The following is an 11,915-nucleotide window of genomic DNA, read 5'->3' as shown; positions in this document are numbered from 1 at the left end:
TTAAGCCAGTTTGTTGATCTGTGCAGTCAGGTTTGCTTTATGACGCGCAGCTTTGTTTTTGTGGATCAGACCTTTAGCAGCCTGACGGTCCACGATCGGTTGCATTTCGTTAAATGCTTTCTGTGCAGCAGCTTTGTCGCCAGCTTCGATAGCTGCGTATACTTTCTTGATGAAAGTACGCATCATAGAGCGACGGCTTGCGTTGTGCTTGCGAGCCTTTTCAGACTGAACGGCGCGCTTCTTAGCTGATTTGATATTAGCCAAGGTCCAACTCCCAAATGTGTTCTATATGGACAATTCAAAGGCCGAGGAATATGCCCGTTTAGCCTTCTTTTGTCAATGGATTTGTGCAAATAAGCGCCGTTTAACACCACAGCGCTTCATTACGTAGTGATGGCGCAAGATTCTACCAGCTTGTTGCAGGCGAATACAGCTTTTCCACCATAAAAATCGCCGGGCGCGGCCAGTTTTCACGCTTTCTCGCGCTGAGTGAATGAATTCCTGAGAACTTTCGTTGCCGAGGTGCAATCGCTGGTTAACGTTGACAGTTGTACAAGGTATACTCGGACGATTTTCACTGTTTTGAGCCAGACATGAAGCTGATACGCGGCATACATAATCTCAGTCAGGCCCCGCACGGGTGCGTGCTGACCATTGGTAATTTCGACGGCGTGCATCGTGGGCATCAGGCGCTGCTGCAGCGGTTGCGCGAAGAGGGCCGCCAGCGCGGTTTACCGGTCGTGGTGATGATTTTCGAACCCCAGCCGCTGGAGCTCTTTGCCGCTGATAAAGCCCCGGCGCGATTGACCCGCCTGCGTGAAAAGCTGGGCTATCTGGCTGAAAGCGGGGTTGACTATGTATTGTGCGTTCGCTTTGACCGCCGGTTCGCCGCGCTAACCGCGCAGGATTTTATCAGTGAACTGCTGGTGCGTCGCCTGGGCGTGCAGTTCCTCGCCGTTGGTGACGATTTCCGCTTTGGCGCTGGTCGCCAGGGGGATTTCTTGTTATTACAAAAGGCGGGGGCGGAATATGGCTTCGACGTCACCAGCACCCAAACCTTCTGCGAAGGCGGGGTGCGAATCAGCAGCACGGCGGTACGCCAGGCGCTGGCCGATGACGATCTCCTGCTGGCGGAGACGCTGCTCGGCCATCCGTTTAGCATCTCCGGACGCGTCGTGCATGGTGATGAACTAGGCCGAACCATAGGTTTTCCGACGGCGAACTTACCGCTGCGTCGTCAGGTTTCCCCGGTTAAAGGGGTCTATGCGGTAGAAGTGACAGGGCTGGGCGACAAACCGATAGCGGGTGTCGCCAATATTGGCACCCGTCCAACGGTTGCGGGCGTGCGTCAGCAGCTCGAAGTACATCTGTTGGACGTTGTAATGGACCTCTACGGTCGCCATATCAATGTAATACTGCGTAAAAAGATACGTAACGAGCAGCGGTTTGCGTCGCTGGACGAGCTGAAGGCGCAAATCGCACGTGATGAGTTAACGGCCCGCGAATTATTTGGGCTGACCAGCCAGGCCTGAGCCACTGGTGTTTATCAAACCGAAATACGGAACCGAGAATCTGATGAGTGACTATAAATCGACCCTGAATTTGCCGGAAACAGGGTTCCCTATGCGTGGCGACCTCGCCAAACGCGAACCGGGAATGCTGGCGCGTTGGACCGATGATGACCTGTACGGCATCATTCGTGCAGCCAAAAAAGGCAAAAAAACCTTCATTCTGCATGATGGCCCTCCTTATGCGAATGGCAGCATTCATATTGGTCACTCGGTAAACAAGATTCTGAAAGACATTATCGTTAAGTCCAAAGGACTGACGGGCTATGACTCGCCTTACGTTCCGGGCTGGGACTGCCACGGTCTGCCGATCGAGCTGAAAGTGGAGCAGGAATACGGCAAGCCGGGTGAGAAATTTACCGCTGCCGAATTCCGCGCTAAGTGCCGCGAATATGCCGCCGAGCAGATCGATGGCCAGCGTAAAGACTTTATCCGTCTCGGCGTGCTGGGCGACTGGTCGCATCCGTACCTGACCATGGACTTCAAAACCGAAGCCAACATCATCCGCGCGCTGGGCAAAATCATCGGTAATGGCCACCTGCATAAAGGCGCCAAACCGGTGCACTGGTGCGTAGACTGCCGTTCCGCGCTGGCGGAAGCGGAAGTGGAGTATTACGACAAAACCTCTCCGTCTATCGATGTCGCGTTCCACGCGGTAGACAAAGCCGCGGTACTGGCGAAATTCGGCGTAGCCGACGTCAACGGTCCGGTGTCGCTGGTTATCTGGACCACCACGCCGTGGACCCTGCCGGCCAACCGCGCTATCTCTCTGTCTCCTGAGTTCGACTATGCGCTGGTGCAGGTTGACGGCCAGGCGCTGATCCTGGCGAAAGACCTGGTTGAGAGCGTAATGAAGCGCGTTGGCGCGACGGACTACACTATTCTGGCGGCGGTACAAGGTTCTGAGCTTGAGCTGATGCGCTTTAAGCATCCGTTCCTCGATTTCGACGTGCCGGCGATCCTTGGCGACCACGTGACGCTGGATGCCGGTACCGGTGCGGTGCATACCGCTGGCGGCCACGGTCCGGACGACTACACCATCAGCCAGAAATACGGTCTGGAAATCGCCAACCCGGTTGGCCCGGACGGCGCTTACCTGCCTGGCACCTGGCCGTCCCTGGACGGCATTAATGTTTTCAAAGCCAATGACATCATCGTTGAGATGCTGCGTGAGCGTGGCGCGCTGTTACACGTTGAGAAACTGCAGCACAGCTATCCATGCTGCTGGCGCCACAAGTCGCCGATCATCTTCCGCGCCACTCCGCAGTGGTTCGTGAGCATGGATCAGAAAGGCCTGCGCGCGCAGTCGCTGAAAGAGATCAAAGGCGTGCAGTGGATCCCGGACTGGGGCCAGGCGCGTATCGAATCGATGGTCGCTAACCGCCCTGACTGGTGTATCTCCCGTCAGCGCACCTGGGGCGTGCCGATGTCGCTGTTCGTGCATAAAGAAACCCATGAACTGCACCCGCGTACCCTTGAGCTGATGGAAGAAGTGGCAAAACGCGTTGAAGTTGACGGCATCCAGGCGTGGTGGGATCTCGATTCCCGCGACATTCTTGGCGATGACGCCGACAGCTATGAGAAAGTGCCGGATACCCTCGACGTCTGGTTTGACTCCGGGTCGACCCACTCTTCCGTGGTTGACGTGCGTCCGGAATTCGCCGGTCACGCCGCCGATATGTATCTGGAAGGTTCTGACCAGCATCGCGGCTGGTTCATGTCCTCGCTGATGATTTCCACGGCGATGAAAGGCAAAGCGCCATATCGCCAGGTACTGACCCACGGCTTCACCGTCGACGGTCAGGGCCGCAAAATGTCCAAGTCTATCGGCAACACCGTTAGCCCGCAGGACGTGATGAACAAGCTCGGCGCCGATATCCTGCGCCTGTGGGTGGCTTCCACCGACTACACCGGCGAAATGGCGGTCTCTGACGAGATCCTCAAACGCGCTGCGGACAGCTATCGTCGTATCCGTAACACCGCGCGCTTCCTGCTGGCGAACCTTAACGGTTTCGATCCGGTGAAAGACATGGTTAAACCGGAAGAGATGGTGGTGCTGGACCGCTGGGCGGTCGGCTGCGCGCAGGCGGCACAGGAAGATATCCTGAAAGCCTACGAATCCTACGACTTCCATGAAGTGGTGCAGCGCCTGATGCGCTTCTGCTCCATCGAGATGGGCTCGTTCTACCTCGACATCATCAAAGACCGCCAGTACACCGCCAAGGCGGACAGCGTGGCGCGTCGCAGCTGCCAGACCGCGCTGTTCCATATCGTGGAAGCGCTGGTGCGCTGGATGGCGCCGATCATGTCCTTCACCGCAGATGAAATCTGGGGCTATCTGCCGGGCGAGCGTGAGAAATATGTCTTCACCGGCGAGTGGTATGAAGGTCTGTTCGGCCTGGCCGACGACGAAGCGATGAACGACGATTTCTGGGATGAGCTGCTGAAGGTGCGTGGCGAAGTCAACAAGGTGATCGAGCAGGCGCGTGCGGATAAGAAAGTCGGCGGCTCGCTGGAAGCGGCAGTCACGCTGTATGCTGATGCCGATCTGGCGGCTAAGCTCAATGCGCTGGGCGATGAATTGCGATTTGTCCTGTTGACCTCCGGGGCGAACGTCGCAGACTATGCGAGCGCGTCCGCTGATGCACAGCAAAGCGAACTGCTCAAAGGGCTGAAAGTCGCATTGAGTAAAGCTGAAGGTGAGAAATGCCCGCGCTGCTGGCATTACACCACCGATATCGGCAAGGTGGCGGAACACGCGGAAATCTGCGGACGCTGTGTGAGCAACGTCGCCGGTGACGGCGAGCAACGTAAATTCGCCTGATGAGTAAATCGATCTGTTCAACGGGGCTACGCTGGCTGTGGGTGGTCGTAGCCGTGCTGATTATCGATCTGGGCAGCAAATTCCTGATCCTCCAGAACTTCGCTCTGGGGGAGACGGTTCCGCTGTTCCCGTCGCTTAATCTGCATTATGCCCGCAACTATGGCGCGGCCTTTAGCTTCCTCGCCGACAGCGGCGGCTGGCAGCGCTGGTTCTTTTCCGGGATCGCGATCGGCATTTGCGTAGTGCTGACGGTGCTGATGTACCGTTCGAAGGCGACGCAAAAGCTGAACAATATTGCCTACGCGCTGATTATCGGCGGCGCGCTGGGCAACTTGTTCGATCGCCTGTGGCATGGCTTTGTGGTCGATATGATCGACTTCTACGTCGGCGACTGGCATTTTGCCACCTTCAACCTCGCCGATAGCGCGATCTGCATCGGCGCAGCGCTGATTGTGCTGGAAGGCTTCCTGCCGAAACCGACTGTGAAAGAGCAGGCGTAAATCTCAATGCCGGGTGACGTGACGCTTACCCGGCCTACAGAATTTTTGGCCCCCGTAGGCCCGGTAAGCGTAATGCCGCCGGGCACCGGGTGACCTAAACAAGCGAGCAATTTGCATGTCTAAATCCGTACAGAGCAACAGCGCGGTACTGGTGCACTTCACTCTGAAACTGGACGACGGCTCCACTGCCGAGTCCACCCGCAGCAACGGCAAACCGGCGCTGTTTCGCCTCGGCGACACCTCTTTGTCTGAAGGGCTGGAGCAACAGCTTCTCGGTTTGAAAGAGGGGGAGAAAAAGGCCTTTTCGCTGGAGCCTGACGCCGCCTTTGGCGTACCCAGCCCGGACCTGATTCAGTATTTCTCTCGCCGCGAGTTTATCGACGCTGGCGAGCCGGAGATCGGCGCGATTATGCTCTTTACCGCAATGGATGGCAGCGAAATGCCTGGCGTGATCCGCGAAGTGAACGGCGATTCCATCACCGTTGACTTCAACCATCCGCTGGCCGGGCGCACTGTTCATTTTGATATTGAAGTGCTGGAGATCGATCCGGCGCTGGAGGAGTAACATGCAGATCCTGTTGGCTAACCCGCGCGGTTTTTGCGCTGGCGTTGACCGCGCTATCAGCATTGTAGAAAACGCGCTGACGCTGTATGGCGCACCGATCTATGTTCGTCATGAAGTGGTGCACAACCGCTATGTGGTGGATAGCCTGCGCAAGCGTGGCGCCATTTTTATCGAACAGATTAGCGAAGTGCCGGACGGCGCGATCCTTATTTTCTCCGCCCACGGCGTGTCGCAGGCGGTACGCAACGAAGCGAAGAGCCGCGACCTGACGGTGTTCGATGCCACCTGTCCGCTGGTGACCAAAGTCCATATGGAAGTCGCCCGCGCCAGCCGCCGCGGCGAAGAGTCGATTCTGATTGGCCATGCCGGCCACCCGGAAGTCGAAGGCACCATGGGACAGTACAACAACCCGCAAGGGGGGATGTACCTGGTCGAGTCGCCGGAAGACGTGCTGAAGCTGGAAGTGAAAAATGACGCCCGGCTGTCGTTTATGACCCAGACCACGCTCTCCGTCGACGATACCTCGGATGTGATTGACGCCCTGCGCGCGCGTTTTCCGAAAATCGTCGGCCCGCGCAAAGACGACATTTGCTATGCCACCACTAACCGTCAGGAAGCCGTGCGCGCGCTGGCGGAGCAGGCTGACGTGGTGCTGGTGGTCGGGTCGAAAAACTCCTCCAACTCTAACCGCCTCGCCGAGCTGGCGCAGCGGATGGGTAAGGCGGCTTACCTGATTGACGACGCCTCCGATATCCAGGAAGCGTGGGTCAAGGATGCGGCCTGCGTCGGCGTGACGGCGGGCGCGTCGGCGCCGGATATTCTGGTGCAGAACGTCATTACCCGCCTGCAGGAGCTGGGCGGCGGCGAAGCCGTGCCGCTGGAAGGCCGGGAAGAGAATATCGTCTTTGAAGTGCCGAAAGAGCTGCGTGTGGATGTCCGTGAAGTAGAGTAAGTTCTTTCCTCCAGCAGTATGAGAAGATGCCAGACTTAACGTCTGGCATTTTTTAGGGAGAAACCATGCGCTTACCAATCATTCTTGATACCGATCCGGGCATCGACGATGCCGCCGCCATTGCCGCGGCGCTGTTCGCGCCTGAGCTGGATCTGCAGTTGATGACCACCGTAGCGGGCAATGTCTCGGTGGAGAAGACGACCCGTAACGCGCTGCAATTGCTGCATTTCTGGAATGCCGATGTACCGCTGGCGCAGGGCGCGTCGATGCCGCTGGTGCGTCCGTTGCGCGACGCCGCCTCGGTGCATGGCGAATCCGGCATGGAGGGGTATGACTTTGTTGAGCATCAACGTCAACCGCTGGCGAAGCCGGCCTTCCAGGCGATCCGTGATGCGCTTATGCATGCTGCCGAGCCGATCACCCTGGTGGCGATTGGCCCGCTGACCAATATAGCGCTGCTGCTGACCCAGTACCCGGAATGCGTGTTTAATATTCGTCGGCTGGTGATCATGGGCGGCTCGGCGGGCCGCGGCAACTTCACGCCGAATGCGGAATTCAATATCGCTATCGACCCGGAGGCCGCTGCGAAAGTGTTCCACAGCGGGCTGGAGATTGTGATGTGCGGGCTGGACGTCACCAACCGGGCGCTGCTGGCGGCGGATTATCTGGCGACGCTGCCGACGCTGAACCAGACCGGTAAAATGCTCCATGCGCTGTTTAGCCACTATCGCAGCGGCAGCATGAGCAGCGGTCTGCGCATGCATGACTTGTGCGCTATTGCGTGGCTGGCCCGCCCGGAACTGTTCACTCTCCAGCCGTGCTTTGTGGCGGTGGAGACGCAGGGGACCTGGACCGCCGGCACCACGGTGGTGGATATCGAAGGACGACTGGGCCAGCCGGCGAACGCCCAGGTGGCGCTGGATATCGACGTCGAAGGGTTTCAGCGCTGGGCGGCGGAGGTGATTGCCCTGGCGCCGTGATATATCACTCGATTTTCAAGGAGAGAAGCAATGACCTATGGACAGGCGTATTTGAGCGGCTGGAAAGAGACCTTTAACTTTAGCGGACGCGCCAGTCGACGGCAGTTCTGGACGTTTTTTCTCACCAATGTATTGATCGCCACCGCGCCGCTGGCCGCCTGGAGTCTGGCCACCCTTGTTGACCCTCACTACGGGATCCTCAGTTTTGTTGTCATACCCTTTGCGGCGCTGTGGCTGCTGTTGATGGCGATCCCCCTGCTGGCTGTAGGCTGCCGGCGGATGCATGATATCGGCCGCTCCGGGATCTGGTTTGTGTTGGGGGTTATCATTCCGTGGTTTGCAATTATTTCGCTGGCTCTGTGCTGCCTGCGCTCAGCGCCGGCACCGTCTCGCTGAGATAATCGATCATCGCCCGCATCCTGGCGGGCATATGCTTATCTCCCGCCCACAGCAGCCACAGATCGCCGGAGTAGCTGCTGATAAATTCCCACTCGGGCAGCACCTGCACGATGTCGCCGTTCGCCAGCGCCTCACGGGCGGTGAACAGCGGCAGGCTGCCGATCCCTAAATGCTGTCTGACCGCGTCGAGGCGTACGGCGGTATGGTTGGCGGCGTACCGCCCGTAGGTTTGCACCGTTTCTGTTTTGCCTTCCCGACGGAACTTCCAGCGCGCATCGGCGGGCGTTTCGCCAAGGCTAATGCAGCTATGCGCGCGCAGATCCTGCGGCGTGTACGGCGTACCGTGCTGCTGTAAATAGGCCTCAGTGGCGCAGATAACGTGCCTGATTGGCATCAGCGGTTTGCCATGCAGGCCGGGGGAGGGGGTATCGGTGATGCGTAGCGCCAGATCAATACCGTCATCGATAAAATCGAGAGGGCGATCTTCCAGCCGCAGGCAGACGTCCACCTGCGGGTAGCGGTGGAAAAACGCCATCATCAGCGGGTGGATCACAAAGCGGCCGACGGCTTTCGGGACGCTTAGCGTCAGCTTTCCCTGGGCGACCGTTTGGCGACTGCCTGCGGAATCCATTGCCTGTCGCGCCGCTTCCAGCATCTGCTGGGCATGCTGATATATCGTTTCCCCGGCATCGCTAAGACGCAGCTTGCGGGTGGTACGCTGCAGCAGTTTGCAGCCCATCTCTCGCTCCAGCCGTGAAACGCTGCGGCTAACGGCTGAAGGGGTAATGCCGTTCTGGCGGGCGACGGCGGAGAAGCTGCCCTGGTCGACTATCTGAACGAAAAGAGCGAGGTCGGGCAGGAGGTTCAGATTCATTTGTGCTCCCGGAGCAAGAGTGCATTGGCGGGTGGTGGGATTATCGCTGTCGGCATTAATAATATACTGGGCGGACAGAGAGGAGAATCACTATGACTGAACGGGTTTATTACACCAGCGATGCTACCGACGGGCGCGCCCAGATCATTGCCTGCACTGCAGAAGCGGATGGCCGTTACGCCATCGAACTGGATCGGACGCTGTTTCACCCGCAAGGGGGCGGTCAACCGGCGGACCGTGGATGGATTGCCGGGCAGGTGGTTGAGACGGTGGTTGTGCGCGGCGAAAGGGTGCTGCATATTCTGTCGCAACCCCTTCCCCTCGGTGAAGTGGAGATGAAAATTGATGCCTCCGCGAGACAGCTGCATGCTCGTCTGCATTCTGCCGGCCACCTGCTTGGCCTGGCGGGCGAACAGCTTGGCTGGCAACCGGTGAAAGCGCACCACTGGCCCGGCGAAGGGCGGATAACCTTTGCCAGCAGGAATAGCGCCGCGCTGCCGGACGCCAGTGCGCTACTGGCGCTAGTGAAGGCATGGCAGGCGCAGGACTTACCGCGTCAGGTGACGTTCGCTGATGGCATGCGCAAGGTGGGATTCGGCGAGCTGCCAGCCTATCCCTGCGGAGGCACCCACGTCGCCCGTCTGGCGGAGCTGGGCGACATTGTCATTAGTCAGATTAAGATGAAGAAGGGGCAGCTGGTGGTCAGCTACACCCTGGCGTAAGCGTTTTATCTCTGCTCAGGATAGGTCTGCTTGCCGTGATAGATACGCTCAGGTCGGCCAACCTTGCCGTAGCTGATTTCCGCTTCCAGAAAGTCGTTCTTTACTCCTTGTTCCAGATAACGGCGAGCGGTGGTTTTGCTGCTGCCGAGGATACGGGCCAGCGAGTCGGCGGTATGCACCACCGTCGGGTCGGCAAACAGCTGGAGCACGCGCTGAAAGGTGCTTTCATCGATCCCGCGCAGTGGTGCGCTGGCGGGTTCCGTTTGTTCCCGGGCCTGAATATTAAACAGCGCGTCGACATGGAGCTGGCTGGCCTGTTCACTGGAGCGCAGCGAGCTACGATAGCGGGCAAAGCGCTCCAGCGTGTGCTGCAGGCGCTGATAGTGCACCGGCTTAATCAGGTAATCAAACACCCCAAGACGCAGCGCTTCGCTGATGGTTTCCATGTGATTATCCGCAGTAATAAAGATAATCCGTCCCTTGTAATGTGTACTGACTGCATGGCGGATCAGATCGATACCTTTGCCGTCGGGTAAAAAATTATCCAGCAGGATCAGCTGCGGTTGATACAGTCTGAGCTGTTTCCTGGCGCTCTCAAGCTTATCCGCAATACCAATGACGTCGAACTGGGGAAACTGTTTAATGTTATCCACCAGGATCTCCGCCAGCATAGGTTCGTCTTCAACAATAAGAGTAGTGATGCTATCCATGATGTTCATCTCGGGTCAGGGGGATATAAAGCGTAAAAATGGTGCCAAAAGGAATATTATTTTCGACGACGATACTGCCGCCTGCTTGTTCCACGTAGCTGCGTACCAGCCAGAGTCCGATACCATGATCTTTGCTGGCGCTGCTGGTGACGCCGCGCTCGAAGATCCGATCGCGCAGCGCCTCGTCAATGCCGCATCCCTGGTCGGCGATCTCAATGATCACCTCCTGGCCATCACTGTTGATCAGGCATTCGATCTGTTTTGAACCCTGCGGTTGACGCAGGCTGGCATTGTAGGCGTTATCAAGTAGATTCCCCACGATCGAGATCCATTCGTTGTGCGAAAGGGCGGTAGGTAATCTATCAACGAAGCAGGCCGGATCGAAAATCAGCTCAAGTCCAAGCTCTTTGGCCCGGTAATATTTGCCGATCAACAGCCCGGCCAGGTGGTTGTCCTGGAAATTGCGTGCAATAAAATCGATCACCTTCTGGTGACTTTCCGACTGCTGTTGGATCAGTTCCAGCGCTTGGTTATAGCGTTTAAGAAACAGCAGACCGGCGATAGTGGAGATCAGATTGCGATGCTCATGCTGTACGGCGCGCAGGTTATCGGCATATTGTTGTACCTGGCTAAGCTGCAGGCTAAGGGTGTTGATATCGTCTTTGCTGCGAAAGCTGATCACCCAGCCCTGTGGCTCATTGTTTAAGATCACCGCCATCCGGCTGGCGATCACTTTGATCTGATTGAAGGTAACGATCTCGTCTTTTTTATTGGTCTGTGGCGCATCGTAGAAGAAGACCTCCTGCGAGATAACGCTGCTGATCCGTTTGCCGATAAGCGTCGGTTCCGGCTGACACAAATTGAGCAGGCGACGCGCAGTCTGATTAATCGCAGTGATTTTATAATCGGAGTCGATGGCGATAAGCCCTTCGAACACCGATTCAAACAGCACGCTTTGCTGGATCAACAGCTGTGACAGCTGCTGGGGTTCCATATTGAGCATCTGTTTTTTGATATGCAGTGAGAAGCGGCGGGCGCAAAAGAGCAGAAGCAGTAACATGATGGCCATCGGGATCAGCAGCGAACTTATCTGCAGGCTGAGCCAGTTTTCCAGTTGCTCAATGGTATAGCCTACCGACACAATGCCGATCACCTTGCCGGTTGCGTCCTGAATCGGCGATTTACCGCGCAGCGACGATCCCAGCGAGCCTTTGCGCACTGACACGTAGCTTTTAGCGTTTATCAACGCCTCATCGCTATCGCCGCCTTCCATCGATTTGCCGATTTCATCAGGATTGACGTGATAGAGGCGCTGGCCGCTGGCATCACCGACGGTGATGTAGGTGGCGTCGGAGAACGAACGCATGGGGTCGATAAGGGCTTTGATTCTGGCGAGATCGCGTTTCTGTACCGCCTCCACCAGCTCCGGCATCGCCGAAATCTGCATCGCCTGAATCAGCGCCCGTTGCCCGACCTGATAATGCAGACGCTCCTCGGTAATGTCTGTCAGATACCATGACATCGCCAGCATGACGATCGTCGAGGTGAATAAGATCAGCAGGAAGATGCGATTCTGAAACGATCGCCTGGCAAACCAGTGGGTGATTTTTCGGGTATACATTGGGTAGATAGACATTAAATTGTTATTCTCCCCGTTTTGCGCCCCCGGCGCCGACAGGTGGAGCACAGAACAGAAAATTTCAGACATGTGCCCGGCCCCGTCATGCCAGGAGTGGGTATCAAATCAGCCCGGAGGTGGGGCGACAGCCACACCTCCGGGAAGGATGCCGGCCTACATCGCCAGCACGTACTTGAGCATCA

General features: G+C 57.4%; 12 protein-coding genes and 1 pseudogene. 9 read left to right on the top strand and 4 right to left on the bottom strand.

Features of this window, described 5'->3' with window-relative positions; translation table 11 throughout:
• Positions 1-264, bottom strand: a complete 264-nt coding sequence (rpsT, locus tag HMPREF3140_RS25610) for a 30S ribosomal protein S20 (RefSeq protein WP_002887965.1) — start codon at positions 262-264, stop codon at positions 1-3.
• A 116-nt stretch (positions 265-380) separates the two neighbouring features.
• On the opposite strand from rpsT, the pseudogene HMPREF3140_RS29455 reads away from it, so the two are divergent.
• The 8 genes and pseudogenes from HMPREF3140_RS29455 to HMPREF3140_RS25575 form a co-directional block, all read left to right on the top strand.
• Positions 381-586: pseudogene (locus tag HMPREF3140_RS29455) on the top strand (DUF2575 domain-containing protein); the annotation flags it as partial.
• Positions 587-593: 7 nt separating this feature from the next.
• Positions 594-1,532: a bifunctional riboflavin kinase/FAD synthetase gene (ribF, locus tag HMPREF3140_RS25605; protein ID WP_002887969.1), complete on the top strand. Its 939-nt coding sequence runs from the start codon at positions 594-596 to the stop codon at positions 1,530-1,532.
• A gap of 43 nt (positions 1,533-1,575) precedes the next feature.
• Complete coding sequence (gene ileS / locus HMPREF3140_RS25600) at positions 1,576-4,392, top strand: isoleucine--tRNA ligase (protein WP_002887972.1); 2,817 nt, start codon at positions 1,576-1,578, stop codon at positions 4,390-4,392.
• A complete protein-coding gene (gene lspA / locus HMPREF3140_RS25595) occupies positions 4,392-4,892 on the top strand; it encodes a signal peptidase II (protein ID WP_002887973.1) in 501 nt (166 codons plus the stop codon). The genes ileS and lspA overlap by 1 nt, the downstream gene beginning before the upstream one ends.
• Before the next feature lie 115 nt (positions 4,893-5,007).
• Positions 5,008-5,457, top strand: a complete 450-nt coding sequence (fkpB, locus tag HMPREF3140_RS25590; protein ID WP_002887976.1) for an FKBP-type peptidyl-prolyl cis-trans isomerase — start codon at positions 5,008-5,010, stop codon at positions 5,455-5,457.
• 1 nt (position 5,458) lies between these two features.
• Positions 5,459-6,409 carry a 4-hydroxy-3-methylbut-2-enyl diphosphate reductase gene (gene ispH / locus HMPREF3140_RS25585; RefSeq protein WP_002887979.1) on the top strand — a complete coding sequence of 317 codons (951 nt, stop codon included), beginning with the start codon at positions 5,459-5,461 and terminating at the stop codon, positions 6,407-6,409.
• A gap of 65 nt (positions 6,410-6,474) precedes the next feature.
• Positions 6,475-7,389, top strand: a complete 915-nt coding sequence (gene rihC, locus HMPREF3140_RS25580; protein ID WP_002887981.1) for a ribonucleoside hydrolase RihC — start codon at positions 6,475-6,477, stop codon at positions 7,387-7,389.
• Positions 7,390-7,419: 30 nt separating this feature from the next.
• Positions 7,420-7,785, top strand: coding sequence for a DUF805 domain-containing protein (locus HMPREF3140_RS25575; RefSeq protein WP_032410793.1), 366 nt, complete (start codon positions 7,420-7,422; stop codon positions 7,783-7,785).
• Here HMPREF3140_RS25575 and HMPREF3140_RS25570 read toward each other — a convergent pair.
• Positions 7,733-8,662 (bottom strand): LysR family transcriptional regulator, encoded by a 930-nt coding sequence (locus HMPREF3140_RS25570; RefSeq protein WP_002887987.1) that lies wholly within the window; start codon positions 8,660-8,662, stop codon positions 7,733-7,735. The two genes, HMPREF3140_RS25575 and HMPREF3140_RS25570, sit on opposite strands and share 53 nt — an antisense overlap.
• A gap of 92 nt (positions 8,663-8,754) precedes the next feature.
• On the opposite strand from HMPREF3140_RS25570, the gene HMPREF3140_RS25565 reads away from it, so the two are divergent.
• Positions 8,755-9,384, top strand: a complete 630-nt coding sequence (locus HMPREF3140_RS25565; RefSeq protein WP_002887990.1) for an alanyl-tRNA editing protein — start codon at positions 8,755-8,757, stop codon at positions 9,382-9,384.
• Between the two features lie 5 nt (positions 9,385-9,389).
• Here HMPREF3140_RS25565 and HMPREF3140_RS25560 read toward each other — a convergent pair whose 3' ends face one another.
• Together HMPREF3140_RS25560 and HMPREF3140_RS25555 are read right to left on the bottom strand one after the other, a co-directional pair.
• Positions 9,390-10,094 (bottom strand): citrate response regulator transcription factor CitB, encoded by a 705-nt coding sequence (locus HMPREF3140_RS25560; protein ID WP_004222618.1) that lies wholly within the window; start codon positions 10,092-10,094, stop codon positions 9,390-9,392.
• Positions 10,087-11,715, bottom strand: a complete 1,629-nt coding sequence (locus tag HMPREF3140_RS25555) for a citrate sensor histidine kinase CitA (RefSeq protein ID WP_050483798.1) — start codon at positions 11,713-11,715, stop codon at positions 10,087-10,089. The genes HMPREF3140_RS25560 and HMPREF3140_RS25555 overlap by 8 nt, the downstream gene beginning before the upstream one ends.
• Positions 11,716-11,915 lie beyond the last annotated feature (200 nt).

This window comes from Klebsiella sp. HMSC16A12 (assembly GCF_001808265.1).
Taxonomy (GTDB): Bacteria; Pseudomonadota; Gammaproteobacteria; order Enterobacterales; family Enterobacteriaceae; genus Klebsiella; species Klebsiella pneumoniae.
This window is presented reverse-complemented; position numbering and strand designations above follow the sequence as displayed.

Coding starts and splice junctions, on each gene's coding strand:
- ispH (WP_002887979.1), top strand. CDS start 5,459: ATGCAGATCCTGTTGGCTAACCCGCGCGGTTTTTGCGCTGGCGTTGAC.
- ribF (WP_002887969.1), top strand. CDS start 594: ATGAAGCTGATACGCGGCATACATAATCTCAGTCAGGCCCCGCACGGG.
- HMPREF3140_RS25575 (WP_032410793.1), top strand. CDS start 7,420: ATGACCTATGGACAGGCGTATTTGAGCGGCTGGAAAGAGACCTTTAAC.
- HMPREF3140_RS25560 (WP_004222618.1), bottom strand. CDS start 10,094: ATGGATAGCATCACTACTCTTATTGTTGAAGACGAACCTATGCTGGCG.
- HMPREF3140_RS25565 (WP_002887990.1), top strand. CDS start 8,755: ATGACTGAACGGGTTTATTACACCAGCGATGCTACCGACGGGCGCGCC.
- rihC (WP_002887981.1), top strand. CDS start 6,475: ATGCGCTTACCAATCATTCTTGATACCGATCCGGGCATCGACGATGCC.
- fkpB (WP_002887976.1), top strand. CDS start 5,008: ATGTCTAAATCCGTACAGAGCAACAGCGCGGTACTGGTGCACTTCACT.
- ileS (WP_002887972.1), top strand. CDS start 1,576: ATGAGTGACTATAAATCGACCCTGAATTTGCCGGAAACAGGGTTCCCT.
- HMPREF3140_RS25570 (WP_002887987.1), bottom strand. CDS start 8,662: ATGAATCTGAACCTCCTGCCCGACCTCGCTCTTTTCGTTCAGATAGTC.
- lspA (WP_002887973.1), top strand. CDS start 4,392: ATGAGTAAATCGATCTGTTCAACGGGGCTACGCTGGCTGTGGGTGGTC.
- HMPREF3140_RS25555 (WP_050483798.1), bottom strand. CDS start 11,715: ATGTATACCCGAAAAATCACCCACTGGTTTGCCAGGCGATCGTTTCAG.